The organism is Kosakonia sp. LAM2021, from assembly GCF_016620385.1.
Classification (GTDB): Bacteria; Pseudomonadota; Gammaproteobacteria; order Enterobacterales; family Enterobacteriaceae; genus Kosakonia; species Kosakonia sacchari.
In genome coordinates this window covers 297,012-323,550 of the sequence record NZ_JAENHT010000002.1, presented here as the reverse complement: position 1 = coordinate 323,550, position 26,539 = coordinate 297,012, and the positions used below count along the sequence as shown (strand labels likewise).

General features: G+C 52.5%; 20 protein-coding genes. 4 read left to right on the top strand and 16 right to left on the bottom strand.

What is annotated here, in order from left to right; all coding sequences use genetic code 11:
* Window positions 1-219: 219 nt before the first annotated feature.
* From JKP81_RS07910 to JKP81_RS07875, 8 genes are all read right to left on the bottom strand, one after another.
* On the bottom strand, window positions 220-381 hold the full coding sequence (locus JKP81_RS07910; protein WP_200551295.1) for a hypothetical protein: 162 nt from the start codon (window positions 379-381) through the stop codon (window positions 220-222).
* 309 nt (window positions 382-690) lie between these two features.
* Window positions 691-1,347, bottom strand: a complete 657-nt coding sequence (locus tag JKP81_RS07905) for a pentapeptide repeat-containing protein (RefSeq protein ID WP_200551294.1) — start codon at window positions 1,345-1,347, stop codon at window positions 691-693.
* 8 nt (window positions 1,348-1,355) lie between these two features.
* Window positions 1,356-2,669 (bottom strand): RHS repeat-associated core domain-containing protein, encoded by a 1,314-nt coding sequence (locus JKP81_RS07900; protein ID WP_234455557.1) that lies wholly within the window; start codon window positions 2,667-2,669, stop codon window positions 1,356-1,358.
* Between the two features lie 152 nt (window positions 2,670-2,821).
* The gene (locus JKP81_RS07895; RefSeq protein WP_200551419.1) at window positions 2,822-3,145 is read right to left on the bottom strand and encodes an SMI1/KNR4 family protein; all 324 of its coding nucleotides are present in this window, start codon (window positions 3,143-3,145) and stop codon (window positions 2,822-2,824) included.
* Between the two features lie 201 nt (window positions 3,146-3,346).
* Entirely contained in the window at window positions 3,347-3,973 is a 627-nt protein-coding gene (locus tag JKP81_RS07890) for an imm11 family protein (protein WP_200551293.1), read from the bottom strand.
* Window positions 3,970-8,502 (bottom strand): RHS repeat-associated core domain-containing protein, encoded by a 4,533-nt coding sequence (locus JKP81_RS07885; RefSeq protein ID WP_200551292.1) that lies wholly within the window; start codon window positions 8,500-8,502, stop codon window positions 3,970-3,972. The genes JKP81_RS07890 and JKP81_RS07885 overlap by 4 nt, the downstream gene beginning before the upstream one ends.
* 2 nt (window positions 8,503-8,504) lie before the next feature.
* Complete coding sequence (locus JKP81_RS07880; protein ID WP_017458296.1) at window positions 8,505-8,924, bottom strand: DcrB-related protein; 420 nt, start codon at window positions 8,922-8,924, stop codon at window positions 8,505-8,507.
* A complete protein-coding gene (locus JKP81_RS07875; RefSeq protein WP_200551291.1) occupies window positions 8,924-10,849 on the bottom strand; it encodes a type VI secretion system Vgr family protein in 1,926 nt (641 codons plus the stop codon). Before JKP81_RS07875 ends, JKP81_RS07880 begins: the two co-directional genes overlap by 1 nt.
* Window positions 10,850-11,379: 530 nt before the next feature.
* Here JKP81_RS07875 and JKP81_RS07870 point away from each other — a divergent pair.
* Complete coding sequence (locus tag JKP81_RS07870) at window positions 11,380-12,084, top strand: GNAT family N-acetyltransferase (RefSeq protein WP_020455632.1); 705 nt, start codon at window positions 11,380-11,382, stop codon at window positions 12,082-12,084.
* Window positions 12,085-12,129: 45 nt separating this feature from the next.
* Here JKP81_RS07870 and JKP81_RS07865 read toward each other — a convergent pair whose 3' ends face one another.
* The 3 genes from JKP81_RS07865 to JKP81_RS07855 all read right to left on the bottom strand — a co-directional run bounded on the left by JKP81_RS07865 (window position 12,130) and on the right by JKP81_RS07855 (window position 16,209).
* Window positions 12,130-13,242 (bottom strand): phosphoserine transaminase, encoded by a 1,113-nt coding sequence (locus JKP81_RS07865; RefSeq protein WP_200551290.1) that lies wholly within the window; start codon window positions 13,240-13,242, stop codon window positions 12,130-12,132.
* 22 nt (window positions 13,243-13,264) lie between these two features.
* Window positions 13,265-14,443 carry a RimK family alpha-L-glutamate ligase gene (locus JKP81_RS07860; protein WP_234455556.1) on the bottom strand — a complete coding sequence of 393 codons (1,179 nt, stop codon included), beginning with the start codon at window positions 14,441-14,443 and terminating at the stop codon, window positions 13,265-13,267.
* Window positions 14,444-14,787: 344 nt separating this feature from the next.
* Complete coding sequence (locus tag JKP81_RS07855; RefSeq protein ID WP_200551288.1) at window positions 14,788-16,209, bottom strand: hypothetical protein; 1,422 nt, start codon at window positions 16,207-16,209, stop codon at window positions 14,788-14,790.
* Window positions 16,210-16,943: 734 nt separating this feature from the next.
* On the opposite strand from JKP81_RS07855, the gene JKP81_RS07850 reads away from it, so the two are divergent.
* Window positions 16,944-17,720, top strand: a complete 777-nt coding sequence (locus JKP81_RS07850; protein ID WP_234455555.1) for a DUF1796 family putative cysteine peptidase — start codon at window positions 16,944-16,946, stop codon at window positions 17,718-17,720.
* Between the two features lie 72 nt (window positions 17,721-17,792).
* Here JKP81_RS07850 and JKP81_RS07845 read toward each other — a convergent pair whose 3' ends face one another.
* On the bottom strand, window positions 17,793-18,995 hold the full coding sequence (locus JKP81_RS07845; RefSeq protein WP_200551286.1) for an NAD(P)/FAD-dependent oxidoreductase: 1,203 nt from the start codon (window positions 18,993-18,995) through the stop codon (window positions 17,793-17,795).
* A gap of 229 nt (window positions 18,996-19,224) precedes the next feature.
* On the opposite strand from JKP81_RS07845, the gene pitA reads away from it, so the two are divergent.
* Window positions 19,225-20,721 (top strand): inorganic phosphate transporter PitA, encoded by a 1,497-nt coding sequence (pitA, locus tag JKP81_RS07840; protein ID WP_200551285.1) that lies wholly within the window; start codon window positions 19,225-19,227, stop codon window positions 20,719-20,721.
* A gap of 62 nt (window positions 20,722-20,783) precedes the next feature.
* On the opposite strand, the gene uspB is transcribed toward pitA, so the two are convergent.
* Complete coding sequence (uspB, locus tag JKP81_RS07835) at window positions 20,784-21,122, bottom strand: universal stress protein UspB (RefSeq protein WP_017458289.1); 339 nt, start codon at window positions 21,120-21,122, stop codon at window positions 20,784-20,786.
* Window positions 21,123-21,572: 450 nt separating this feature from the next.
* Between uspB and uspA the strand changes: the two genes are divergently transcribed.
* Window positions 21,573-22,010 carry a universal stress protein UspA gene (gene uspA / locus JKP81_RS07830; RefSeq protein ID WP_007369617.1) on the top strand — a complete coding sequence of 146 codons (438 nt, stop codon included), beginning with the start codon at window positions 21,573-21,575 and terminating at the stop codon, window positions 22,008-22,010.
* A gap of 215 nt (window positions 22,011-22,225) precedes the next feature.
* On the opposite strand, the gene rsmJ is transcribed toward uspA, so the two are convergent.
* From rsmJ to JKP81_RS07815, 3 genes are all read right to left on the bottom strand, one after another.
* Window positions 22,226-22,978 (bottom strand): 16S rRNA (guanine(1516)-N(2))-methyltransferase RsmJ, encoded by a 753-nt coding sequence (gene rsmJ / locus JKP81_RS07825; RefSeq protein WP_200551284.1) that lies wholly within the window; start codon window positions 22,976-22,978, stop codon window positions 22,226-22,228.
* Window positions 22,979-22,982: 4 nt separating this feature from the next.
* Window positions 22,983-25,025: an oligopeptidase A gene (prlC, locus tag JKP81_RS07820; protein ID WP_200551283.1), complete on the bottom strand. Its 2,043-nt coding sequence runs from the start codon at window positions 25,023-25,025 to the stop codon at window positions 22,983-22,985.
* 184 nt (window positions 25,026-25,209) lie between these two features.
* Complete coding sequence (locus JKP81_RS07815) at window positions 25,210-26,478, bottom strand: phosphatase PAP2 family protein (RefSeq protein WP_200551282.1); 1,269 nt, start codon at window positions 26,476-26,478, stop codon at window positions 25,210-25,212.
* Window positions 26,479-26,539: the final 61 nt, after the last annotated feature.

Genomic DNA, 26,539 nt, shown 5'->3' with positions numbered 1-26,539 from the left:
AGACTGGATGTATTATCGAGATGCTCATGGTAGTTTTTTTAATATTATCATTCATTCCCAGACACAGCTTTAAGCATATAAAAATTATTTTTAACCTAAAAAACCTCTCAATATATTCATTGCCCCTGGCATTAACTTCGGAGAAATAAGCAGAGTTTCCCTTTGATGAATATTGAAACATACCTTCAAGATTATCGTGAAGGATAAAAAGCACATAAATTATTTTTTAGGAACAAGGTCTTCATCTTTATACGTATCAAAAAAACCGTCTAACTCCCGATACAATGCATTTATCTCTCCCTCGCCAGGTGTATCTGCATTTCTGATCTTTACGGCCACTTCCATAATTAATTCATTTAAAATCGAGAAATCATCATTCATTTTTACCCCAAAAAGAACATAAAGAGGATTCCTGACGTATTAGTGTTTACGAATGTATATACTGCCGTCTTATCATATAACTTAAGAAAGATAATTTACCAGTAACTGTAACATAACCTAATTCAGAAAAAGAAGCAGCAACAAGCCCCTTCTTACTAGCTTTCATTTAAATATACTTAGCTATAAAAAATCCGCATACCGCATAAACTTAAATATCTATGCGCCGATGATTTCCAAACGAAAAAGCTTGGGCGTGATCGAACTCAAATAATTAAATCAGCCCAAAAACATCTCCTGAGGAATTTATATTCACATAAATTTCAACTTATCTGCCACGGCACAGCTTGCTATCTGAGCTTCTGACGGTTTTGTACCAACGAACGTTGACCCTGAAATATTGCACCCAGAGAAATTTGCTTCATCAAACTGACAGTTTTCAAAATAACAGGAATAAAAATTAGATTTTTTCAGATTAGCCCCCACAAAGTTACAATTAATGAACCTCATTTCACCAAGAACATTTTTTATTTTGCATTTAATGAAAGTACATGATTCGAACAATGCATTTATTCTTGTCGAGTCAAAAAGAGCATTATCAAAATTACATCCAACGAACTTTTCAGATAAATTCGCAGGCATTAAAGACTCAACAAAAGAGCAACATTCAACTATAGATGAAATTATGCTCCCACCACGAGACATCCCATACCCTTTAGTCATCTCATTAAGTGATAAGGAATAAGAAAAATCTATGTTTTGTAGGTAATGAAATTTAAGAGGCTCTCTAAACGGAAAACCTCTAAAATCAATTTTGCCTTCTTCAGTTATGCCAAAAGGATGCTCGCCCCAGCGAGAATTAGGCGTATTCTTATCCTTCCAGTTTTCTTTTTTAAGACTATGATTGATACCAAAATCCAATTCATGGTTCCATCTCTCAACTAATTCTTTTTTCAGTTTCTTACTCATAAAATGCCTCAATAAAGAATGTTGATCAAAAAATCCGTTACGCCGTCAACATTATATTTCATAATTTTAGGAGCCTGACCAGGCGTTGTTATATCAAACACAGCAACTTTTCCATTAGGTAAAGTTGCATGATAGTCAGGACGGAGATTACCCCACCATGAACCCGTTACATTCCGCTTTATGTCTATATCAGTTAAATATCTATTGTTTAATGTCAGTCTGTCAGTTATTTGTTGAATAGCATTGCCTCGGGAAACGTTTTTAAGCCATTGAGGTACATATTGATTATTAGCCCACCGCTGATAAATTTTTCCCCATGCTGTATTCATATGGCCCCCTCGGTCGAGTAATCGTGACGCACGTTGCGCAGCTGTATCTAATTCAGCAGCGGCACGATCGACTGCCTGGTGACCTCCTAACCCTTTACCACCGGAACCCACACCACATGCTGCCAACCCAAGCGGATCGATAAATCTTAATGTGTTCGGCACATAGTCATAAGTATTCAGCCCACCCAGTAACCCTATCGGGTCCATCTGGGTGTAACGTCCGCCGCAGGGGTCGTAGTAGCGGAAGGTGTTGTAGTGCAGTCCGGTTTCGCGGTCGAGGTACTGGCCCTGGAAGCGCAGGTTCTGCGGCACATCCCAGTTCGCGTTGCTGTTTTCCCGCTCGCTGCGTCCCCAGGTGGTGGAAACGCCCTGCCAGACGACATCGCCGCTGCTGTCGGTCACTTTTTCCGGCAGACCATTCAGCTCCATGTGATACCAGTAAACCTCTGCGTGTTCGCCCCGGCTGTCGACGCGGGCCAGCGGTTCGTAGCTGTTTTCCGTGTAGGTATACTGCACGGCCGCGTCCGGATTGCTGTCGCTGCATTCGCCGACCATCTGCAGTCCCGACCACACGTACTGCGTGCGTTCCGCGTTGCGGGTATGGCGTCGCCACACCTGTTTTTCCGTGCGGCGACCCAGCGCGTCATAACGGTATTCGGCCCGGGTGAACTCTGCGTCGCCCTCAATAATTACCTGGCTGATGCGGTGTTCATCGTCATAGCTGAAGCGCTGCACCGTGCCGCGATGGCTGTCGTGGCGTTCGGTCATGCGCCCGAAACCGTCATACTCCCAGCGCACGCCCTCCAGGCGTTTCAGCAGGTTGTCCCACACCGGCGGTAAATCCGGCGTGGTGCGGTTGTCCGCCGCGTCATACCAGAAACGTTCTTCGCCGGTTGGCTGAATGCTCTGCGTCATGCGCCCTGCGGCGTCGTAGCCCCAGAGTGACTGACGATATTTCTCCGCAGGGCTTGGCGGCGCGCCGTCGGTATACATCTGGCGGATAATCTGGTCGGCGCGATCCCACTGGTAGCGGTTATCCGTGGCTGTAAGTAAGCGCCGCTGGACTGAAAATAAGGATTTAGCGGAGATAAATTAATGAAAAACGGGAGCAATAAATTATTTCTCCCGCCCTGCATATAGCAGATTTATTCTCCTAAAGACGCCTCTATTTCTTGCAGTAAAAATTCTGCGAAACTATAAGCAACAATTTTCTTACTTCCATCTCTTTTAAATGATAATTCTGTTTCTATTACGGCAAACTCTCCATTTTCATTTTTAATGGAGGTATCTATAAAAAATGAAGGACCATAACCTGAAGATAATACCTTCACCATATTATGATCTATATCACCTGCTTTCCTTGCTTCTAAGGTTACATACTTAACGTCGGGTGCAGAGTTAGCTGATAGTCCCTGTTGTGATATTCCATAAAATGACAGACCATTGAACGTTAGCGTTCCATACTTTATTTATTTTACCCGCAAGAGCGAGACAGTGGCCCCGCAACACCTTTTCATCCATGTGACAGCACAACTCTGCAATATGCCACTACACTGCTCTCTTCAGTGTAATCGGGTAATCCACTGTTCTGTTAGTTAGGTCGCTTTTAATAAATTTTCAAAACGACCATTTGTAATACTAAAAGCAGTTGAGATATTGTTATTTAATAATCACCAACCAGCCCAAGCATCATATTTAAAATCCTCATCAATAGGCTTGAATTCAACTCCTTTTAAATTGAACGTCTCAAACTGTTCTTTAAAATATTTTGAGCATACCGGCTTTGATAACTCCTGACAGAAAAAGAGATTATTTTTTAATCCTTTTCTCACTACAAATAAATCAATCGTGTCATAATATGTTTTATCAAGCCCTCGAGCTTCTGGCGTGTTCAGCAAACCTGATTCAATGTCCTGAGAAATCGTATAGTTAGATTTTTCTTTATCAAGAATCTCAATATAATCCAGTAAAAAAAACAAATAATATTCTTTCTTAGGTTGTTTCTTTTTAAGGAGGGAGACCTCAACGGGAATATGAATGCTACGTACCAGAGATTCTTCACAGAGTTTCAAAAAATCAAATGAAACGAGGTTATCATTAACCAGAAAATCACTATCAAGTTGTGTGGTACTCGCTCTTAGACGATATGCAGGAGAAAAGTCAGTGGCACTTGGCGGAGCAGTAAAGATATCATAGTCCGGCAATTCAGGGGACCACTCCTTATCCATAAAGTACGGAGAGCCCGCATCATCTGGCAAATACTCCATAACGTAAAATTGTTCAGTTGTATTATTCATAACAATCTCCCAGTATTCGGATCAATTTTAAACATACCAGACTCAAGACCTTTGCTTGCCCAATCCTGAATATTTTTTACACCCAGAGCCAGTTGAGTATCACTCATCCTGTTTGCCTGACTTGCAAGTTGAGTTAATCGGCCTCTGACGGCAGCGGTATACTGATTATGATTAGACCAGTGGCCAGGGAGGCCAATTTTCCCTGCCAAATCTTGAGATCCAGGTAAGAAAATTCCATTTGAAGCACCGTCGCCATTCCAGCCAATTTTTTGAAGTCTTTCAAAGATTGGCTTGAAGTTTTTATCCTTTATCAGTTCTTCCGGAATAAGGTGATGGTTCGCCATGCCATCGCCACTCCGTGCTCCCATGTTACGACCTAACACACAACTGCTCAGCCCCAGCGGATCCACCCATCCCAGCGGATCCACCACATACGTATAGGTATTCAGCCCACCCAGTAACCCTATCGGGTCCATCTGGGTGTAACGTCCGCCGCAGGGGTCGTAGTAGCGGAAGGTGTTGTATTGCAGTCCGGTTTCGCGGTCGAGGTACTGGCCCTGGAAGCGCAGGTTCTGCGGCACATCCCAGTCCGCGTTGCTGTTTTCCCGCTCGCTGCGTCCCCAGGTGGTGGAAACGCCCTGCCAGACGATATCACCGCTGCTGTCGGTCACTTTTTCCGGCAGACCGTTCAGCTCCGTGTGATACCAGTAAACTTCCGCGTGCTCGCCGCGGCTGTCGACGCGGGCCAGCGGTTCGTAGCTGTTTTCCGTGTAGATATACTGCACGGCCGCGTCCGGGTTGCTGTCGCTGCATTCGCCGACCATCTGCAAACCCGACCATGCGTACTGCGTGCGTTCCGCGTTACGGGTATGGCGTCGCCACACCTGTTTTTCCGTGCGGCGACCGAGCGCGTCATAGCGGTATTCGGCCCGGGTGAACTCCGCGTCGCCCTCAATTATCACCTGGCTGATGCGATGTTCATCGTCATAGCTGAAGCGCTGCACCGTGCCGCGATGGCTGTCGTGGCGTTCGGTCATGCGCCCAAAACCGTCATACTCCCAGCGTACGCCCTCCAGGCGTTTCAGCAGGTTGTCCCACACCGGCAGTAAATCCGGCGTGGTGCGGTTGTCCGCCGCGTCATACCAGAAACGCTCCTCGCCGGTTGGCTGAATACTCTGCGTCATGCGACCAGCCGCGTCGTAGCCCCACAGCGACTGACGGTATTTCTCCGCAGGAGTTGGCGGCGCGCCGTCGGTATACATCTGGCGGATAATCTGGTCGGCGCGATCCCACTGGTAGCGGCGTTCGAAGACCAGCCGGTCACGCACATTGTCCATGCAGCGGCGCTGCGTGATGCGCCCGGCGATATCGTACTGCGTCTCCAGTTCCAGTGCGCCCAACGTGCGATGGGTTTCGCGGTGCAGTTTGTCGCGCTGATAGCCAGTGATAGGCAGCGTTTTGCCGCCGAACACGAGCTGCATCTCCAGCAAATGCCCGGTGCCGTAGCGCAGGTACTGCATCTGCCGCCCGTCCGGGAACGTGGTGGCGCTGAGGTTACTTAATGCGTCGTACTGGTGTTCGAATTTGCCAGCGTGGTTCTCCTCGCTCACCAGGTCGCCAAGTTTATTGCGCTGGAAAACAATCACTTCTGCATTTTCCGGTTCGCGCATATCAATCGCCGCCTGACGCCACTCCCTGTAGACATAGCGGCGCACTTCCGTTGCCAGTTCGCTATAGCGGTACTCGGTGCGGTGCTGCTCGGTTTCCCGTGCGATCATGCGCCCAAGCGCGTCATATTCGTAATTCATCACCTGCGGCGGCAGGTTGCTGCCGCTAACAGGGTGGCGCACCAGCGTGGCGACTTGTTGCAGGGCGTTGTACTGATATTCGGTTTGCCGTCCGGCGTAATCATACTGGCGCGTCAGCAAACCGGTGGCAGTGTAATCAAAGCGCCATTGCTGGTTGTTGGGGTTGGTCAGCGTCACCAGGCGACCCGCGCGGTTAAAGTGGAAACGGGTCACATGCCCGGCGGGATCGATGGCTTCGGTCACTTGCCCGCGCGCGTTAAGCGTCACTTTGCGCTCGCTGACGCCATCTACGCTTTGGCCGCATAACAGCCCGGCTTTGTTGTATCGGAAGAGGGTTTCGCGGCCATCGGCGCGGATGAACGTTTTGAGGCGACCAGCCGGGCTCCAGATATAGCGTTCGGTGTTGCCCATCGGATCGGTGGTCAGCGCAAGCCGACCGGCATCGTCATACTGGCGGCGGCTCAGATTGCCGGAACAATCCTCTTCGCGGATCAACTGCCCCAGCGCATCCCACCAGAAGCGGTGACTGTTTTCCAGCGCATCGATGCGGCGGAGTAAATCGCCCTGGTCGTTCCACTCAAAGCGGGTCACACCACCTTCCGGGTCGGTCAACGACACCACATCGCCCGCCAAGTTGTACTCATAGCGCCAGCTTGCGCCGTCCGGTAACACCTCGGTCAGCGGGAAATCGTACAGCGGGTGCCAGGTTTTCAGCGTCGCGCGATCGAGCGGATCGCGCTCCAGCGTCATGTTGCCGCGATCGTCCCACGCATATTCCCAGCGACCGCCGTCCGGCTGAATCACCGCAAGCGGCTGCTCGGATTTCCCCGACCAGCTAAATTGCCAGTTGCCGCCGTGCACATCGGTGTAGTCCGTGATGCGGTACAGCGCATCCCAGTGGTGCTCACTCACCACGCCTTCATCGTTGCTGACGCGGGCATAGCGTTTGGTTTCATCGGCGTCGATACGCCAGTTTTCCAGCACCGCGCCTTGCTCGTCATGCACCTGATAGGCGCTCACGCGCCAGTGGCAGGAATCGGCTGCGGGTCGCCACTGGTAATGGACGGTTAAGCCGGTCGAAAAGCCGTGCCAGGCCAGCATATCGCTGGCGCGATCCCAGCCAAACTGGCGAGTAACGATATCATCAGCGTCGGTAACGGCAATCAGTTGTCCTTGTTCGTTATAGCGATAGGACACCAGCAGATGGCGCGCGCCGCCGTAAACCTGGTAAACCGCACGCAGTCGTCCGAACGTTGCTTCGTACTCCAGCTCCACGTCCAGCGCTTCGTTATCGCTGGAGATACGCGCCAGTTGGCCTTGTTCGTTCCAGCTAAAATAGTGGGCGTTTTCGTGGCGGTCATACAGACGGTGCATACGCCACTCGCCGGGCCGTGTTGGATCCGGCTCATAAATCTGCTGCTCGCCGTCGCCGGTTTGAATAACCATTGCGCCGTTCGGGCTGCAAAACAGCTTCAGGCCGTCTTCCGGGTAGGAGATCATATCGCCGCTGAGCACTTCGCCCAGACCCAGCTCGCGCCCGCTCATATCACGGAAGATCAACTGGTTATCGGCCAGGCGCAGCAATCGTGTTTCAAACGGCAGCATCCAGCCGGTGCCGAGCATGCCGGTGGCGCGGTTGCGGCTGTGATAGATACGCTGCCAGTAAAGCGGCATACGGTCTGGCAGCACAAAATCGAGATCCTCTTCTTTGGCGAGGACTTTTGCGCCGGTAGGAATGTTCACCGGGAAGGCGGTATTCACCGCGCTGATGGCTGCGGCGGTAAGAACCTGTGAAATGGCCATTCCGCCGAGCGGGCAGATGATCTCTTTGAGCAGGCCGCGAATAAGCTGGCGCTCACAGGCCATTTTGATCAGGCGCGACAGCGCGCCAATACCCAGGCTCCCCAGCAGGTTACCAATCAGGTAAGCCAGCTGGTTTTTGCCGCTGCGGATATCGCGCACGGTAATGGTTTCGCCCCCGATGCGCACGCGCGGATCTTCTTTGACTTTGATTTCGGCTTCGCAGGTACTTTTCTCGCCGTTGCGCGCGGCAGGCTGGTTATTGATTAAAACGGTTCTGGAGCCCTGGGCGACAAAATTACTGCTGGTAACCATGTGCCCTTTTTTGCAGTCGACATTATCTTTCGGCATCGGGGTGGCATGCGGATCGGCGCTCTCTACCATCGGCTGCGTCAAGTCATCCCACAGGTTAGAGCCCCACTTTTTCATGTCGTCGAGCGTAAGATGGCTGGCGCGTTCGGCCACCGCCAGCAGCGCTGCACTCGGGTTGAGGGCGGTTTTCATCACCGCGGCTGCACCAGCAAGGGCTAACATGCCGATAGCCGCCCAGTCGATGCTCTCATCGGCAGGCGCGGCGGCAAGGTTTTGTAAGTAGTCCCTGTCCACCGTCGCGGCGGCGCGCGCCGCCTTTTTTTTCATGATAAAGACATCGTCCGAGCCGGATACGATATGCGCATCCGGCGGTCCGGGGTCGATGAGCGCATCCACCATTTTCCCGGCCGCATCACCAATTTTGCCCAGCGTACCGCTGACCATCAGCGCGCCAATCGCCACGGCGCCCACCACGGCGCCAATGCCCGTTCCGGCGACGAACACAATCCCCAGGACAATCGCCCCTTCTACCAACCCACTGACCATATCCGCCAGCGCAGAGCTATGAACCAGCGGGTCTTCAATGCGGGCCGCGATGTAATCCGTCATCCTTACGCCCTCAGCTGTAAACCTGTACGGATTGATGTCCAGAACGCATCGGCGTCCGTATCAAACGGCATAGTACGGCTGAGCGTCAGCACCAGCAGATGGTCGTCAATGCGGGTCACGGCGAGTTTTTCATAGATCACTGCGCCCTGGTTTTCGAAACGCAGCGACACTTCGCGGGCGGGCTGCCCGGCAACCGTGCTGTCCTGCGTTTCCCCGGTCACCACTTTGCGCATGCTGCGCTTCACTTTCGCCAGTTGCTGGTTAAGGAAACTCTCTTCGTCGCCGGGTTTGATATCCCACGCACGGGTGATCACCAGCGTGGCGTTGTTCTCTTTGAATTTCAGCACGTTAATGCTGCGATCCTGGTAAGCATCCGGCAGCGTGAGTTCGCCTTCGGAAAGTACAAATTGCGCCGTCGCCATTATTTATCCGTCCCTTGATTAAATGCCGCTTTTACCGCCGCCTGGATCTGCGCAATGGTGGGTTGCGCATCTTCACCTTTTGTCGGTTTTGTCAGGTTTAAATCCAGCAAGCCCGCAGTGTTGATAGCACCTGAGCCGATCGCATCGATCTGAAAATCCACGCATTTCAGCGTGACGGTGCCGTTTGCGCCCAGCGTCAGCACCGATTGACCCGCCACCAGCTGAATGCTGTTGTCAGAAGCCTGCACCAGCGGCCCTTGCACCATCTGTGTAAAGCCGCCACCAACCAGTTGTTCGTGCGAGAGCTGTGTTGCCTGGGTATGTTTGCCCGCCACCGAACCGGTGTAATCACGGGTGACGCTCACGCTTTGTGAACCGCCAACGCTGTGCGTCTCGTCGTTTTTGACGTGCGTATCCATGTTACGTTCCGCCTGGATCCACACCTGTTCTTCGCCCGCTTTATCTTCAAAACGCAGGGCGTTGGCGTTATCGACCGAGCCATCTTTTGAGCGGCTGAGGAAGCCCATCTGCGTGGCGGCAGCGGGCAGCGCCCACGGCGGCATACTGGCTTCGTTATAGACACGTCCGGTAATAATCGGCCGGTCCGGGTCGCCGTTGATAAAGTCGATCACCACTTCGTCACCCACGCGCGGGATCTGCACGCCGCCGAAGCCCTGCCCGGCCCATGCGCTGGAGACGCGCACCCAGCAGGAGCTGGTGTCATCGCCTTTTGCCAGCCGGTCCCAGTGGAATTTCACCTTCACGCGGCCATATTTATCCGTCCAGATGCTTTCACCCTGCGGGCCAACGACGCGCGCAGTTTGCGGGCCGTAGGTGCGCGGCCATGCGGTTTGCTGCGCCGGGCGGAACACCACCGATGAGGGGATAACGCTGAAATCAATGCGGTGAATGGTTTCGCTGTCAGCACCGCTGGCATAGCGGTTCTCTTCAAAAAAGTAGTTCGCCGCCGTCACCAGATATTCGCCGTTATCGTTAAAGAACGCCGCATTGGTCAACTGGAACGTGCTGCCCGGCACAATGCCAATTGCTGTTGCCGTGCCTTCAATTTGCTGATGCTCCACCTGCCAGCGTTCCTGGCGGATACGGGCGTAAAACTCGCCGTGACCGTGTTCGACAAAGCGGCCTGGCCAGTCATAAACATCGATGGTACCCGGCGAGGGTGAACTCGGATTTTGCCGCGCCTGGAACAGCCACGCGTTGGGTTTGCGGAAATCGTAGTCATCAAGACTATAAAGCCCCGGCGTTACGCTATCTTCCAGCGCCCACTGGCTGATGCCCTCTTCGTCGGTACTGCCACCGGAAGGGGTCTGGTGATAAGGGATCGTTTCGTAACCGCTGAAGGGATCATGCTGAGTCGCCGCATCCGTCAGCACCAGCATGTGTTTGTCCGCTTCGTGGCGGAAGTGGTAAGCAATGCCTTCCAGCTCCATCAGACGGCTGATGAAATCAAAGCTGCTCTCCTGGTACTGCACGCAGTAGTCCCAGGTACGATAGCTGCCGGTCAGTTTGTCTTCAATGTTGACCTGGTATTCGCCGAGCAGGGTTTTAACGATTTGCGGTACTGTCTGACCCTGGAAGATGCGCAGATTGCGGTCGCGCTTCATCGGCCACAGATCCGGTTCCACGGTAAGTTGATACACCGCGTAGCGGGTGCCGGAAAGTTCAATAGCGCTCACCGCCACGCGGGTGATTTTGCCGTTCAGGTAGCGCGGCGCACCGGTCAGCGTTTGGGTTGGAATAGCGACAGTCACCGATTTACCCAGCAGCGTGCTGCGGTCCATTCGCGCGTCGGTGCCCAGCAACTGCAGGTTAAAGGTGAAGGCTTCGGACAGCGCTTCCCGTCCGGAGATTTTCCAGAAAAGCAGTCCATCGACGGGTAACTGAACAGTAATTCGATTACTCATAAATCGGATCCTGACGTAGGGACATGCACGATTCCGGGTGCTGTCCAGAAGTTTAACGTTACGGGTTTGAGAAAAAGCTACCGCACGATTGCTGTAAACAAAAAGATCAATATTGTCTGGTTTTTCACGGCAAGAAATGCCAGGAATTATCCTAATCCGCGATTAACCTACTAAAAAAAGAGTCATTTTTTTACAAGCAGACGGGAACAATCGTTAAAAAATGACGCTTAGGCCAAATCTCATACCGCTAAATTGCTATTGCGCTGTTGCAACCGTGTTATTCAAAAGCGCTAAGTTAAATTATGCAATACATGTTTCGCGATTATTATCCCACTTTCACGCGAAAGCGCAGACACGCCAGATGAAAAGCAGTATAAGTTTTTAAAACACCCGCCGTTATATTATTTGCGTGATTATATAAAGTCTCATAATTATATGCCGATAAAATATAGCTCTATATGTCATTGCCATTTAACACCCATTAAATAAGAGTTAAGCAGGATTAAATTCGTAATAATCAGGAGGGGATAATGGAATTTTTTAATCAGTATGGACAGCGCATTGGTCAGGAGATCCAGGACTGGACAAAACGCCCGCTGCCAGAAAAAATTTCGCTTAAAGGCCGTTACTGCGACGTTGTACCGCTTGTCGTGGATCACGCGGAAGATCTCTTCCCGGAATGGCAAAGCATTGATGATGACCGGGACTGGACCTACCTTGAAGATCCCCGGCCGAAAGATATGACCGCATGTTATGCCTATCTCAGAAATCTCGCATCACGCCCTGACAGGATCTATTTCGCGGTACAAGATAAAGCCGATAAACAAATAAAAGGCATTTTCTATACCGGGAAATTCGATCAGGAAAATGGTTCTTTCGATATTGGTGACGTTAACTGGACGCCATTAATGAAAAGAACCCGCATGAGTACCGAAAGTCTTTACCTTGTTTTGTCTTACTTTTTCGATCAGTTGAAGTATCGCAGATGTGAATGGCGCACCGGCAGTTATAATGCGGACGCGATTCATTCGGCGGAACGTATTGGTTTTGTGAAAGAAGGAATTTTGCGGGAGAAGAAAATTCGTAAAGGGCGGCTTAGCGATATTACGGTGTTCTCGATTACCGTGCGCGAATGGTCGGGTCTCTCCTCAATGATGAATGGCTGGCTGAACGAGGACAACTTTGACGGTCGCGGCCGCCAGTTGCATAAACTCTCTTCATTCCGCCGCTACTGATAGCGCCATGCGTTGATTCATACCTCAACGCATGGCTCTGGAAAATTACGCTTTTGCCTGTTGTTTAAAGCGGAAGTCCTCCATAAATTCGCCCAGTTTTTCCACCGCACCGAGCGTTAGCGCGTTATAGATGGAAGCGCGCACGCCGCCGATCGCCCGGTGGCCGCCAAGGCCGGAGAAGCCCGCTGCTGCCGCGTCGTGCAGGAATTTATCTTCCAGCGCCGGCGTCGGCAGCGTGAATGCGGCGTTCATATCGGAGCGGAAAGCGGCATCGCCCCAGTTGCGGTAAAACCCGTTGCTGTCGTCAATCAGGCTGTAGAGCAGCCGCGCTTTTTGTTGGTTTATTTGCGCCATGTTTTCCAGCCCACCAACATCATTAAGCAGCCAGCGGGTGACCAGCAACACAACGTAAATGGCGAACACCGGCGGCGTATTCAGATTGGAGTGGGATTCCACCTGGCGGCGATAGTCCAGAAAGGCTGGCAGGTTGTGCGGCGCGTTTTGCACCACGCTGTCGCGCACCAGCACAATCGTCACACCCGCCGGGCCAATGTTTTTCTGCGCATGGGCGTAGATCAGTGAAAATTTTCCGGCGTCGCACGGTTTAGATAAAAAATCTGAGGACATGTCGCAGACGCGCGGCACGTCATCGCCCCCCAGAATGCGGTTAAATTGCAGACCTTCTACCGTTTCATTCGAGACGTAATGGATGTAGGGCGCATCGGGCGAGAAGTCGAGCTCATCATCGCCAGGCAGGCGGCGATAGCCCTCCTTTTCACCGCTCCAGATAACGCGAACCGGGCCTTCGCGCATCGCTTCGGTGATCACTTTGCGGCTCCAGTAGCCGGTGTCGAAATACTCCGCCGGGTGTTTTTTGCCGCGCAACATCGTCATTGGCACCATGGAGAATTGCTGTGTTGCGCCGCCCTGCAAAAAAAGAATATGGAAATCGGCGGGCAAACCGAGCAGCGTGCGAATGTTGTTTTCGGTTTCCCGCACCACATTCTCAAACCATTCTGAACGGTGGCTAATGCCAAGGATCGATAAACCGGCTTCCGGGACATTAATGATTGCCTGTTGAACCTGGTGTAAGACAATGTCCGGCAGCGCGCCCGGCCCGCCGGAAAAGTTGAGGGCATTATTTGGATTAAGTGACATATTTTCCCTGCCTGAAAAAAGGTTAAAACGAAACGCCAGCGCGCTGAAATAACATCTCGCGCATCGCGGTTTTGACTTTATGCATATGAATTTGCTTATTGGGGAACATGGCTTCATCGTCCATGGCGTGGACCACCATGGCCGGATCAATTTCGAAGATCAGCAGCTCGCCATCTGCGGTTTCCGCGCAGTCGATACCGATATATTCAAGCCCGGTGCGCTGGCTGATGGCGGCCAGTGCGGCATGATGACGTCCGGCGAAATTGGCGAAGGTATTAAAAAAACGCGCTTCCTGCGCACGTTTATCCGCATCTTCATACATCCCGGCGTTGACGTAGTGGATCATCCAGTGCGCGGAAACACCCATATGACAGGCAAACGGCTTACCGCCGATCAACACCAACCGCATTTTGCGAAACATCCCATCAGCGCCGCGGTAATCAACGAAGCGCGAAACAAAAAAATCATCGCCTGCGGTTTGCGCCAGATAAGACTCCAGTTCATCCGCCGCATCGATTTTTTGCAGCCCGTGTCCACCATGGCTGCCCACCGGGCGCACGATTATCGGAAAGTCATGGTTTTCGACAATGTGCGGCAATGTTTCTTGTCCGCATGCCACCGCCTGCAGCCCTGACCGGGTGGCATGCAGCGCCGGGCAGATAACCAAACCAGGCACATTTTGCAGCAGCAAGCTGGCGTTATGCCGCTCGGAAGTAGGGACGTTTTTCGGCGGGTTAAGTACCGGTTTCGACCAGCCGCGCAGGGCATATTCGAGGCGCAATAGCACGCTCTCCTGCTCATCGCTGGCTCCGATTGCCACCATCACCAGATCATGTTCAGGTAGCGGCGACGTAAGCGGGTTTTCAGCGTTCGGATCAACAAAGTAGTAGATCAAATCGATGTCGCTCTCTTCCAGCAGGCAATCAAGCGGGATGTTGGCAGAGAGGTTACCGGGCACCATGAGCATCAACAGCCGTAATGTCGCGGGCTGGCGCGCTGGCCAGTAATAGACACGCTGCATTGCCAGCGCTTGTTCCTGAATTTGTAAGCCCAGCGCTTCATGCCTGAGACTCATCATGGCGGTGGCGAGATTCATCCACAGGACAGCGTTGTCGGGGTTATTTTCTGCCTGTGCAATCATCTGCTGCGTAATGGCGGAAAAATCAACGCCGGCGATACTCATGCGCAAAAAAGGCGCCATTCCAAGAAATCGTTCAGACGAAACGTCTGATTCTGAAGTTAAAGACATTGTTATAGTTCCTGTTTGTGCTGTGCATATAACTTATGTTGCTACAAAACACTGACAGGCAATGAGGAGAATAGCGGCAATAATTAACGTGATAATTGAACGTAACTTACCGAAATTAATAGAGTTATTAACGAAAATGGCTTTGCGAGCAAAGCGCGCGATCGGGGATTATGGGTGTGAAATGTCGGGAAATTATGAAGAAAAACGGAAGAGAATATGGAGAACCCAAAAAGCCGCTACAACACGGCCAGAATTGAGGAGTAAACCTGAGCCAGCCGGCTCAGGTTTACGTTTGACTAGCGTGTGACTTCAATATTGGTCACTTTCACCGGTACCTCTTTGCCTTTTACCCACTGGGTTAATGGCATAAAGACGTTCAAATCAGACAGCCAGGCCAGCGTCTCTTTTCGCGTGTCGCCATCGCTTTCAATCTCGCAGGCGACTTTCCAGTAACGTCCGCTGAGCACACTGCTTACCTGGTGCGCGTCATCACTGCCGGTCACTTCGCAACGACGATTGATCACCGTATTCTTCTCATCTTTGCCCGTTTTCGGTGCCACCGTATCAAAGGTGAATGTCTGCCCCTGGTGCAGCGGGAAGCGCAGATTGGTGTGAAGTTCACGGGTTACCGTTGGGGTGTAACTCAGGCTGATGGCTCCTTTTAACTGCCCAAGGTTGCCCATCGTCAGGCGCTGCGCCTTGAACATTTTGTAGTTTTCCAGCAGCAGCATAAGCCCGTTGGGTTGCACATCGAGTTGCATCGGTACGACATCGTTATCGCTCCACTGCATGTTCCATGTCAGCTTTTTAAAGCGCGGTGTGGCCCACGGATTAACGATTTGCAGAGCCTGTTTTTCGATATCTGCGTGCAGCGGGAACTGGGCCATCCATTGCGGTGAATTGTTGGTGAAGTCTGGCAGACCCGGGCCAGACGTGGAGGAAACGCTTTTTTTCTTCGTTGACGGAACATACACCCCTTCCCCTTTAAACGCAGCTGGCGTGCTCATGGCGCAAAGCTGTTTGAACGCAGCGGCGGTGGCAGGTGTGTTGACAAATGTGTCCGCGCGACGCTGTGCCGCTTTACCGGTCAGGCTGTCCGAGACATAACCTTCGGGCGTGATATCCAGCCCGGCAATCACATTGTCATGCTGGGTTTCACAGTTATAACCATGTACTTCAAGTTTCAAATCGTAGGGCGCGTCATACGGCGGATCGAAAGTGATCTCGCTGTATTCAAAGCCAATTTTAGCGATCACTAACTCATTAACCCGCAACACAGAAGCCGTATCCAGCAGGATTGGCGTGTCGTATTTCGACATTTTCTCGATATAGACCCAGCCTGGGTTTTTCAGTCGGGAAGCCTGGCAAAGATTTTTAGCAATATCATCCAGCGCGCTTTGGGGTTGTGGCTCTGCGTAACGGTCGTAGCTGTCGCCGTAGAAGCGGCGAACCACCGCGTCTTTATCATCCAGCATTTCCCAGTACAGCTTCACCGCTTTGTTGGTGGTGCAATCAAAACCATCCCAGCGGTTAATGTGTTGCCCGTCGTCAAACACCACCTGATTCATGGCGGAAATGCGGTCGTTCACACGCAGCATTAACAACGGGTTTACTGTGTTGCTAACGATTTTTTTGCCCTGGATTTCAGGGTAATCAGTGGCTTGAGCGCTAATAGCGGTGGCAAGCAGTGCAGGCAGAAGTAACGTGCCGGTTTTCATTCTCATTCCTTGTCAGAGATATTTTTCAGTCATTGCGCAACAGAGGGCGTGCTGAGGTTATCGGCAGAGGACGGCAAATATTAAAGGCGTAAAAACAATCGGCTCCACGAAAAATTGACGCGGCTTTATTTTAATTCCGCGACCTGCATCAAGCCGGACGGACGATTTTGAGATTTTCCTGATGAGGGGTAAAGGCAAGACAAAGTGTAAAATATGTAACGGCGTGTGAGTCTTTATATCAAATTTATCTCCTGTTCATGGCGCTAATGCAACGTGCCGCGAGGAATTTCTTAATGAAGAGCATAACTTAGGATATATCATGTATATGATCTAACTTTATTATTATGGCTGGCATAATTTATTTCTTCTGCCAAAGAAATAATCACCACCAGGCCATCAACAAAAATTTCTTATTTTAAAATCCGCAAAGAGAAGTAATAGCGGATGTCACACATTCGTCCGTCATTTACTTACCACGGGTAATAAAGCGAATTTCTTTATTTCACAACGCCTACGCAGAATAGCAACCCTGCGTCAGACAAGAATAAATATAACAATAACTTGCCTTAACGCTGCACATACATTTAGAGGCAGCGGAATAGATAAAATCTGCAGCGATAAGGTCACTCATCGCTTTATCTGGAATGGTGTAATAACAACATGAGGTGCCCCTGATGAAAGGCGAAGCCATTAAACAACGCGTGAGAGATAACCTCAAATCGCTGAAAAGAACGATGCGCAACCTGCATAAAAAATGGAAATATCGCAATAATTTCACTTCGCAAGTACTTTGGGTTTCATTGGGTGAGAATTGCCTTCCCGATGATATTCTTCGCCGACATAACCGAAAATCCTTCAGTTCCGTTTTTTCATCTGGCCGCTCGAATATTGAATATATTCTGCAAATGGAAAAAGACGATTATCGCCATTTGCTGGAAAAAGAGCATTTACAACATTTCCCGGATGGTGAGCATACTGTTGTGCGTTCAACGTTTTACGAAAAATGCGTGGGACAATACAGCGAAAGACATATGCTGGGCTTTGAATTCACCCATCATGACCCGCTAAGAATTAAAGAAGACAGCCGCGCATTTCAACGCCGCATTTCCCGCCAGCTACAATACCGGGGCAAAAAAGATTTTGTGTTTCTCTATCATCACAGAATCACCGAGCATTCGGATCTCTCCCTTTTACGGGAACATCTCAACGCATTTCTGTCGTTGTACAACGCGCAAGGCTGCGACTGTAAGATCGTGCTTTTCTATCAATACATTATTGCGGCAAATAGCGCCAAACGTATCGACTTCACGCCGCATGAAAGCGGTTTGCTGGAATTTGTATGTCATACCCACGAGATATGGGGCGGGGATGATTTAGAGACATTCTGGGCGAAAAAAGACGATGCCCTTTTCGCCCAGATGTTCGAAACCGTGGACCAGTACAACCTCAGCAAACACCGCACGTTTCCTGAAAGCGTTCTCGTCTCCACCGGCTCAAGCGTACCGCTGTAACAAAAGAAACATGAGCGATTCACCGGCGATAAAAAAGCCCGGGCAGGGCTTTTTATTCATCGCAGCGCGGACTCAGGCAGAAGGATCCGCCGCTAAGGCTTGTGCGCAGGCCCAGGCACTCGACCACGCCCACTGGAAGTTGTACCCGCCAAGCCAGCCGGTGACATCCATCACTTCACCAATAAAGTACAGCCCCGGCACATTGCGGGCTTCCATGGTGCGCGACGACAACTCATGAGTATCGACGCCGCCGAGCGTCACTTCCGCCGTGCGATACCCTTCGGTACCATTCGGCTGCACGCGCCAGTTCGTCAGCAGCGCAACCAGATTCTCCTGCTCGCGGCTATTGAGCTGTTTCAAGGTGACATCCGGGATCTGTCCAAGCTGTTGCAGACACTCCACCAGCCGTTTTGGCAACTGCAAAGCCAGCGTGTTTTTCAGGCTCTGATTCGGGTGCGCATCGCGCTGCTGATTAAGGAAGCCGTCCAGATCGACATCGGGCAGCAAGTTGATGCTGACAAATTCACCCGGCTGCCAGTAGCTGGAAATTTGCAAAATGGCCGGGCCGGACAATCCCCGATGGGTAAACAGCAAATTTTCGCGGAAAACCGTGCCGTCCTCGGCGGTAATCACCGATGGCACCGAGACGCCGGAAAGCGTCTGCATCTGCTCCAGCAGTGGCTTATGCAGGGTAAACGGTACTAACCCGGCGCGCGTTGGCAGCACCTTTAAACCGAACTGCTCAGCGATTTTATAACCAAACGGCGAGGCTCCCAGCCCCGGCATCGACAAACCGCCGGAAGCAATGACCAGATTTTTCGCCTGCACGCTTTCGCCGTTGAGTTGCAAAGTGTAGCCATCGTCGTTGTGCTCAACGCTAAGCACTTCCGTACGCAGGCGCTGGATAACGTTGCCCTTTTCGCATTCGGCCACCAGCAAATCGACAATTTGCTGCGCCGAATCATCGCAAAAAAGCTGCCCCAGCGTCTTTTCATGCCAGGCGATGCCGTATTTACCGACCAGATCGATAAAGTCCCACTGGGTGTAGCGCGCCAGCGCAGATTTGCAAAAATGCGGGTTTTGGCTCAAATATGCCGCAGGCTCGACATAAAGGTTAGTAAAGTTGCAGCGTCCGCCGCCGGACATCAAAATCTTGCGGCCGGGTTTTTTGCCATTATCCAGCAATAACACCCGACGGCCCGCCTGCCCGGCCAGCGCCGCGCAGAACATGCCCGCCGCACCGGCGCCGATAACAATGGCATCAAACTTTTCCACAACTTCACCCTCATTGATAAATCGTGGCGGATTGTAAAGAGTTCACGCTGGTCGCACCAGCGTGAATACGCGCGAAAGGTAACAGGGCATTGAAAAATATAAATTAATTTTAAAATCCCAGTTTAATTTAAGAAATAATGTCAAAAAAAATCCATAATTCACTTTGCCGACGCTGCCAATGTCCCTGATAATGCGCCGCGTTCATGTCCTCAAAATGGCTTAACGACCTATGGTACATTTGTTTGCCGGCCTGGATCTTCATACCGGGCTATTACTCTTGCTTGCTCTGGTTTTTGTTCTGTTCTATGAAGCTATTAACGGCTTCCATGACACAGCCAACGCCGTAGCAACCGTCATTTATACACGCGCTATGCGTTCTCAGCTGGCGGTCGTGATGGCAGCGGTGTTTAACTTCTTCGGCGTCTTGCTGGGTGGGTTGAGCGTCGCGTATGCGATCGTGCATATGTTGCCGACCGATCTGCTGCTGAATGTTAGCTCTGCGCATGGTCTGGCGATGGTCTTTTCCATGCTGCTGGCCGCTATTATCTGGAACCTTGGCACCTGGTATTTGGGCCTGCCTGCTTCCAGCTCCCACACCCTGATTGGCGCGATTATCGGTATTGGTTTAACCAATGCATTGATGACCGGTACCTCAGTGGTGGACGCGTTAAACATCCCGAAAGTGCTGAATATCTTCGCTTCGCTGATCGTTTCACCGATCGTAGGCCTGGTCTTCGCTGGCGGTTTGGTGTTTATCCTGCGTCGTTACTGGAGCAACACGAAAAAACGTGCGCGCATCCATATGACCCCCGCTGAACGCGAGAAAATCGACGGCAAGAAAAAGCCGCCGTTCTGGACGCGTATCGCGCTGATCCTCTCCGCGATTGGCGTGAGTTTCTCGCACGGTGCGAACGACGGTCAGAAAGGTATCGGCTTGATTATGCTGGTGCTGATTGGCGTTGCGCCTGCGGGCTTCGTGGTCAATATGAATGCCTCTGGTTACGACATCACCCGTACGCGTGATGCCGTCAACAACGTGGAAACGTACTTCCAGCAACATCCGGCGCTGCTGCAAAAAGCGACCGGTGTCGATCCGCTCATTCCAACGCCGGAAGAAGTGGCCACCCAACCGGGTGAGTTCCATTGCCATCCGGGCCGCGCCATTATGGCGCTGGATCGCGCGAAAACGATGCTGACCAACGTTGAAAGCTACGACAAACTGCCAGTGGAACAACGCAGCCAGCTGCGTCGCATTATGCTCTGCCTGTCTGATATCACCGATCAGGTGGCGAAGCAGCCGGAAGTCAGCGCTGACGACCAGCGTCTGCTGAAGAAGCTGAAAGGCGATATGCTGAGCACCATCGAGTACGCGCCAATCTGGATAATCATGGCCGTCGCGCTGGCGTTAGGCTTAGGTACGATGATTGGCTGGCGTCGCGTGGCGACAACCATCGGTGAGAAGATCGGTAAGAAAGGCATGACGTATGCGCAGGGCATGTCCGCGCAGATGACGGCCGCCGTTTCTATTGGTCTGGCGAGTTATACCGGGATGCCGGTTTCCACTACGCATGTACTGTCGTCTTCCGTTGCCGGGACGATGATCGTCGACGGCGGTGGCCTGCAGCGCAAAACCGTGACCAATATTTTGATGGCCTGGGTCTTCACCCTGCCAGCATCGATTATTCTGTCCGGCGTGCTCTACTGGCTGTCGCTGCATCTGATTTAACGCGTTTTTCGCGCACGACAAAAACGGGTCAGCTTGCTGGCCCGTTTTTTTATGATTTCAATTCAGTGCCAAATCAGCAGCGCGATCAGGCTTACGACCACCAGACCGCAGAGCGAACTGGTTAAAATGAACAGACGGCGCACACGCTCGCAGCGGCGAATAAATTCATCATCATGATGGTCGCGATAGCGCTGGGCGTAGATATACCACACCAGCCGCATCTGTTTGCTCGGTTGACCGTGGGAAGTGAAAAAGCCGCCACCGTCCACGTATTGATAAAGTAGAGGATCGCATCCGCGAAGTACTACTAACAGCGCGCGCAGCGATGAGTAATAACGCGCCATGTTAACCACACATACGACACACAAAGCCCAAAACAGCGCAACAGTGCTGATTACCATATCCCCTCCCCGGCGACCGCCCACAGAGATTCGCTCCTGGACCCTCGCTCCCGGATACCCAACCAAGCCAAACAACGAAGAGTATTAATCGCCGTACGGGATGACAACACAGGCGGTGTCCCGCAATTGACTTCGCTTCCATGCGCCAGACAACTGAGGGACACCGTCTGTTTTCCGTACGGTTTATTTATAGTGTAGGAGATCAGTTTATTTTTTTGCCACCAGCATCACCGTCATCAACGCATCTGGCTGTAAATCTGGCTTAAGTGAATCGTGATCCAGGTTGATTGACGGTGCTAAAAGAGCGTTATAAGGTAGAAATATCTTCACAATGAGATCTTTAAGGCCGGGCGCTACGCTCACGTGAAACGCAGGATGCGGGCGCAGTGCAACAGCATCAGGGGGTTTTAACCCCGATGGTCATCGACAACTTATGGAAGGAGTAACACTATGGCTTACAAACATATCCTTATCGCAGTCGATCTCTCCCCCGAAAGCAAATTGCTGGTTGAGAAAGCGGTATCCATGGCGCGACCGTACAACGCGAAAATTTCCCTGATTCATGTCGATGTAAACTACTCCGATCTTTATACAGGCCTTATCGACGTTAACCTCGGCGATATGCAAAAACGAATCTCCGACGAAACGCATCAGGCACTGACCGAGCTTTCCACCAACGCAGGTTACCCGATCACTGAAACCCTGAGCGGCAGCGGCGATCTGGGGCAAGTACTGGTGGATGCTATTAAGAAATACGATATGGATCTGGTGGTGTGCGGCCACCATCAGGACTTCTGGAGCAAACTAATGTCTTCCGCGCGTCAGCTTATTAACACCGTGCACGTCGATATGCTGATTGTCCCGCTACGGGATGAAGAAGAAGATTGATATTTCGCTAACGGCTAAACGTTAGGCTAAATACCGCCCGGCTCGCGCAATGCGGCCGGGCTTTTTATTGCTTACGGAAAACCCCATGCGGTGAGCGTTGTCATCAACAGGTTTTAGCTTCGCGTTGTCCGGAGATTTTAATCTCACAGAAATGGCACGTTTTTAGTACACCTTTCCGGGGCGCAATCCATGCTGTCTTCTGTGACCGCGGATGATTACTCGCCGGAACCGGGGTAAATATCGAAGCGATGACTTTTCGTGACGACCGCCGATTGGGTCGCGCACCCTGCCAGCGGCGGTGCATAATCCGGGCGTTTAACCACCACGCGTTTAATAGCGAGCTGGCGCGCGGGCTCAAGTAAACCGTCGGCATCCAGATCCGGGCCAACCAGCGACTGAAACACCCGCATCTCCTTTTTCACCAGCGCGCTTTTCTGCTTATGCGGGAACATCGGGTCGAGGTAAACCACCTGCGGGCGCGGTGTAATATCCGCAAGGCCGGTCAGGCTTGAGGCGTGAATCAACTGCAACCGTTCACGCAGCCACGGGCCAATCTCCGCATCGGCATAGCCGCGATTAAGACCATCTTCCAGCAATGCGGCGACAACCGGATTGCGCTCCAGCATCCGTACCCGACAGCCCACCGATGCCAGCACAAACGCATCGCGCCCAAGCCCGGCGGTCGCATCCACCACCTCCGGCAGATAGCTGCCTTTGATGCCAACCGCTTTCGCCACCGCTTCACCGCGCCCGCCGCCAAACTTGCGCCGGTGCGCCATGCCGCCGGCGACAAAGTCGACAAAAATCCCACCGAGCTTCGGTTCGTCGCGCTTACGTAGCTCCAGATGCGTCGGCGTGAGCACCAGCGCCATCAGGTTGTCGTTGTCCTGCTCCAGCCCAAAGCGGGCCGCAAGAACAGATAAGGCGCCGTCTCCGGCGCCTGTTTCATCCAGCAAACAGATTTTCAATGCATTAGCCTTCGATACCGTAATGCTCAAGCATCGCGTCAATCTGCGGCTCGCGGCCACGGAAGCGTTTGAACAGATCCATGGGCTCTTCCGAACCACCACGAGTCAGGATGTTATCGAGGAACGACTGCCCGGTCTCGCGGTTGAAAATCCCCTCTTCTTCGAAGCGGGAGAACGCATCTGCCGCCAGCACATCGGCCCACAGGTAGCTGTAGTAACCTGCCGCGTAACCACCGGCGAAAATATGGCTGAACGCATGCGGGAAGCGCCCCCACGACGGCCCCGGCACTACCGCAACCTGGCGTTTGATTTCTGCCAGCGTTTCGAGGATTTTCGCCCCTTGCTCCGGACTGAACTCGGCATGCAGGCGGAAGTCGAACAGGCCGAATTCCAGCTGACGCAGAATAAACATCGCCGCCTGATAGTTCTTCGCTGCCAGCATTTTATCCAGCAGCTCCTGCGGCAGCGGCTCGCCGGTTTCGTAATGACCGGAGATAAACGCCAGCGCTTCCGGCTCCCAGCACCAGTTTTCCATAAACTGGCTCGGCAGTTCGACTGCATCCCACGGCACACCGCTGATACCCGCCACGCCGGCGGTTTCAATGCGCGTCAGCATATGATGCAGGCCATGACCAAACTCATGGAACAGGGTGATCACTTCATCATGGGTAAACAGCGCCGGTTTGCCATTCACCGGGCGGTTAAAGTTACAGGTGAGATAAGCCACCGGTTTTTGCAGCGAACCATCGGCTCTGCGCAACTGACCCACGCAGTCGTCCATCCAGGCGCCGCCGCGTTTGTTCTCGCGAGCATAGAGATCCAGGTAGAAGCTACCGCGCAGCTCGTTGCTCTCGTCATACAGTTCGAAGAAGCGTACATCCGGGTGCCAAACGTCGATATCTTTGCGCTCTTTGGCGGTGATGCCATAAATGCGTTTCACCACTTCGAACAGACCGTTCACTGCGCGCTCTTCCGGGAAGTACGGGCGCAGCTGTTCGTCGCTGATGCTATAAAGATGTTGTTTCTGTTTTTCGCTGTAGTAGCCAATATCCCACGGTTGCAGCTCATCCACACCGAACTCGGCTTTAGCGAAAGCGCGCAACTGCGCCAGCTCTTTTTCGCCCTGCGGACGCGCACGTTTGGCGAGATCGGTTAAAAACTCCAGCACCTGCGACGGGTTTTCCGCCATTTTGGTGGCCAGCGATTTAAAGGCGTAGCTTTCAAAGCCCAGCAGTTGCGCCAGCTCGTGGCGCAGCGCGAGGATCTCTGCCATCACCGGGCTGTTGTCCCATTTCCCGGCGTTCGGGCCTTGATCGGAAGCGCGGGTGCTGTAAGCGCGATACATCTCTTCACGCAGCGCCTGGTTATCGCAGTAGGTCATCACCGGCAGATAGCTCGGGATATCCAGCGTCAGCAGCCAGCCTTCTTGCTCTTTGGCTTCCGCTTGCGCTTTCGCCGCCGCCAGCGCGCTTTCCGGCATACCGGCCAGCTCCGCTTCGTCCGTCACCAGCTTGCTCCAGCCCATGGTGGCGTCCAGCACGTTGTTGCTGTAGATGTTGCCGAGCTCAGAGAGACGCGCGGCGATTTCGCCGTAACGTTTCTGTTTCTCCTTCGGCAAGCCGATGCCCGACAATTTGAAATCACGCAGCGCGTTATCGACCGATTTCTTCTCAGCGATGCTCAGCGAAGCGTAATGCTCCCCGTCGCGCAGATCGCGGTAGGCGTTGTATAACCCTTCGTTCTGCCCAACCCAGGTGCTGTATTCAGAGAGCAGCGGCAGCGTTTGTTCGTAAGCCTCGCGAAGTTCCGGGCTGTTTTTCACCGAGTTCAGGTGGCTGACCGGCGAGAAGAGGCGACCAAGACGGTCATCCACTTCCGCCAGCGGCTGGCAAAGATTCGCCCAGGTATACGGGCCGCCCTGCGCGACAACGCTTTCCACCGCGTTCCGGCAATCGTCCAGCGCTTTGGTCACGGCGGGAACAACATGCTCAGGAAGGATTTGAGAAAACGGTGGCAGCACGAAAGGCGTCAATAAAGGGTTGGTCATATGCGCAGTCCTTGGAATGAGGTGAATAAAGCGCTCAGGCGCTTGGCAATGTTTTCTAGCATGGGGTTAAGTGTAGGAGATTTCAATCCCGGACGTTGCGCTTAGCTGGGTATCGCTGCAATAAGCAGCAGCGAAGAAAAAGCCCGGCGACATTGCACCAGCCGGGCGTCGTTATGCGGATAACTCAACGCGCTTTATGCGCCATTTCGAAGGCGGCGGACAAGTTCAAACGCTGCCAGAAATTTTGCTCATCTGTCGTGCCGGAAAGCGGGTAACCCGCCGGTAAGGCCGTTTTGACCATCAACGCACGGCGCTGACTGGCAGAAAGGTTCGGCAGCGCCGCTTCCAGCAGCACTTCTGCGCCTTGCGGTACAGTCACCGCTTTCGCTGCCCCTTTCTGTTGTGGCAGATCGTAGGTCATTGTAAAGCGGTAGAAATCGCGCATTGCCGGGTCACGATAAGGATCGTCTTTACCGGCGGTCTGCGCGCATTGCGCCAGCGTCGTACCGCACTCTTTTTCCAGCGCGGCACGCAACTGATCGCGGGCTTCGTTAAACATCGCACGGTAAGCCGCATCGTTGAGGTAATGCGCCACATTGCGCTGCGCCACCATGCGCGACCCCATAACATCCAGCGGATAATGCACGCCTAACACCACGCGCGAGTAGCCGTAGCGCGCACCGCGCGTCATCAACGCATCAAAACGTTCCGGGAGCATTTCCGCCATCAGCAGCGCATCGGTATAGCCGGTATTGGTGTGGCCGCTCGGGAAAGAGCCGCCGTCTGCGGTGTAGGCTTTATTGTCTTTCACCACCACATCGTCCGCCACCAGGTGAATGGTGTTGCCCGCAATCAGGAATGGACGCTTGTAATCAAAGTGCTTTTTCGCCGCGCTGGTGCTGATCTCCGTAGCTTTGATCAGCGCCGCGGCTTTACCCAACTCGCCTTTGTCATAGGCGGTGAGAAACGCTTTGCCCAGCTTTGGTCCCAGCGCATCGGCAATAAAGTAGAGATAGCTGATGCCTTCGGCATCGGCCAGCGCCTGGCGACGTAAACCTTTTGTCGCGTTGAGGTTAATTTCCTCGGCAGTTTGCAGGTTGGCATCCAGCGTCGTTTTTGGCAGCGAACTAAATGCGGAAAGTAGTGCAATCCCGGCTTGCTGATTGGCTTTGACCTGGAAGTCATAACCCCGCGCTTTTAGCCACGCGTTGTCCGCTTGTTGATGCTGGGCTGAGTGCTCAAGTTGATCGCGCGTCAACGAGGAGGCACTTCCCTGCAACGCCTGGCGCAAGCCCGCCAGCGACTGCGCTTCCAGTACAACATACGCCTGGCTTTCTGACGCAGGCGTCGTCGTATTCGCGATATCGCGCGCTTGCATAACGGAAATATCTTTCGCGCTCGCCTGATGAGCCAGTAGCAGCGCGGCAGTTAAAAGCGTGAGACGAATTTTCATTTTTTATCCTTTTATTCAAACAATTGCCTTGCCTGAAAGCGACGCTAGCCCCGCAGTTTGA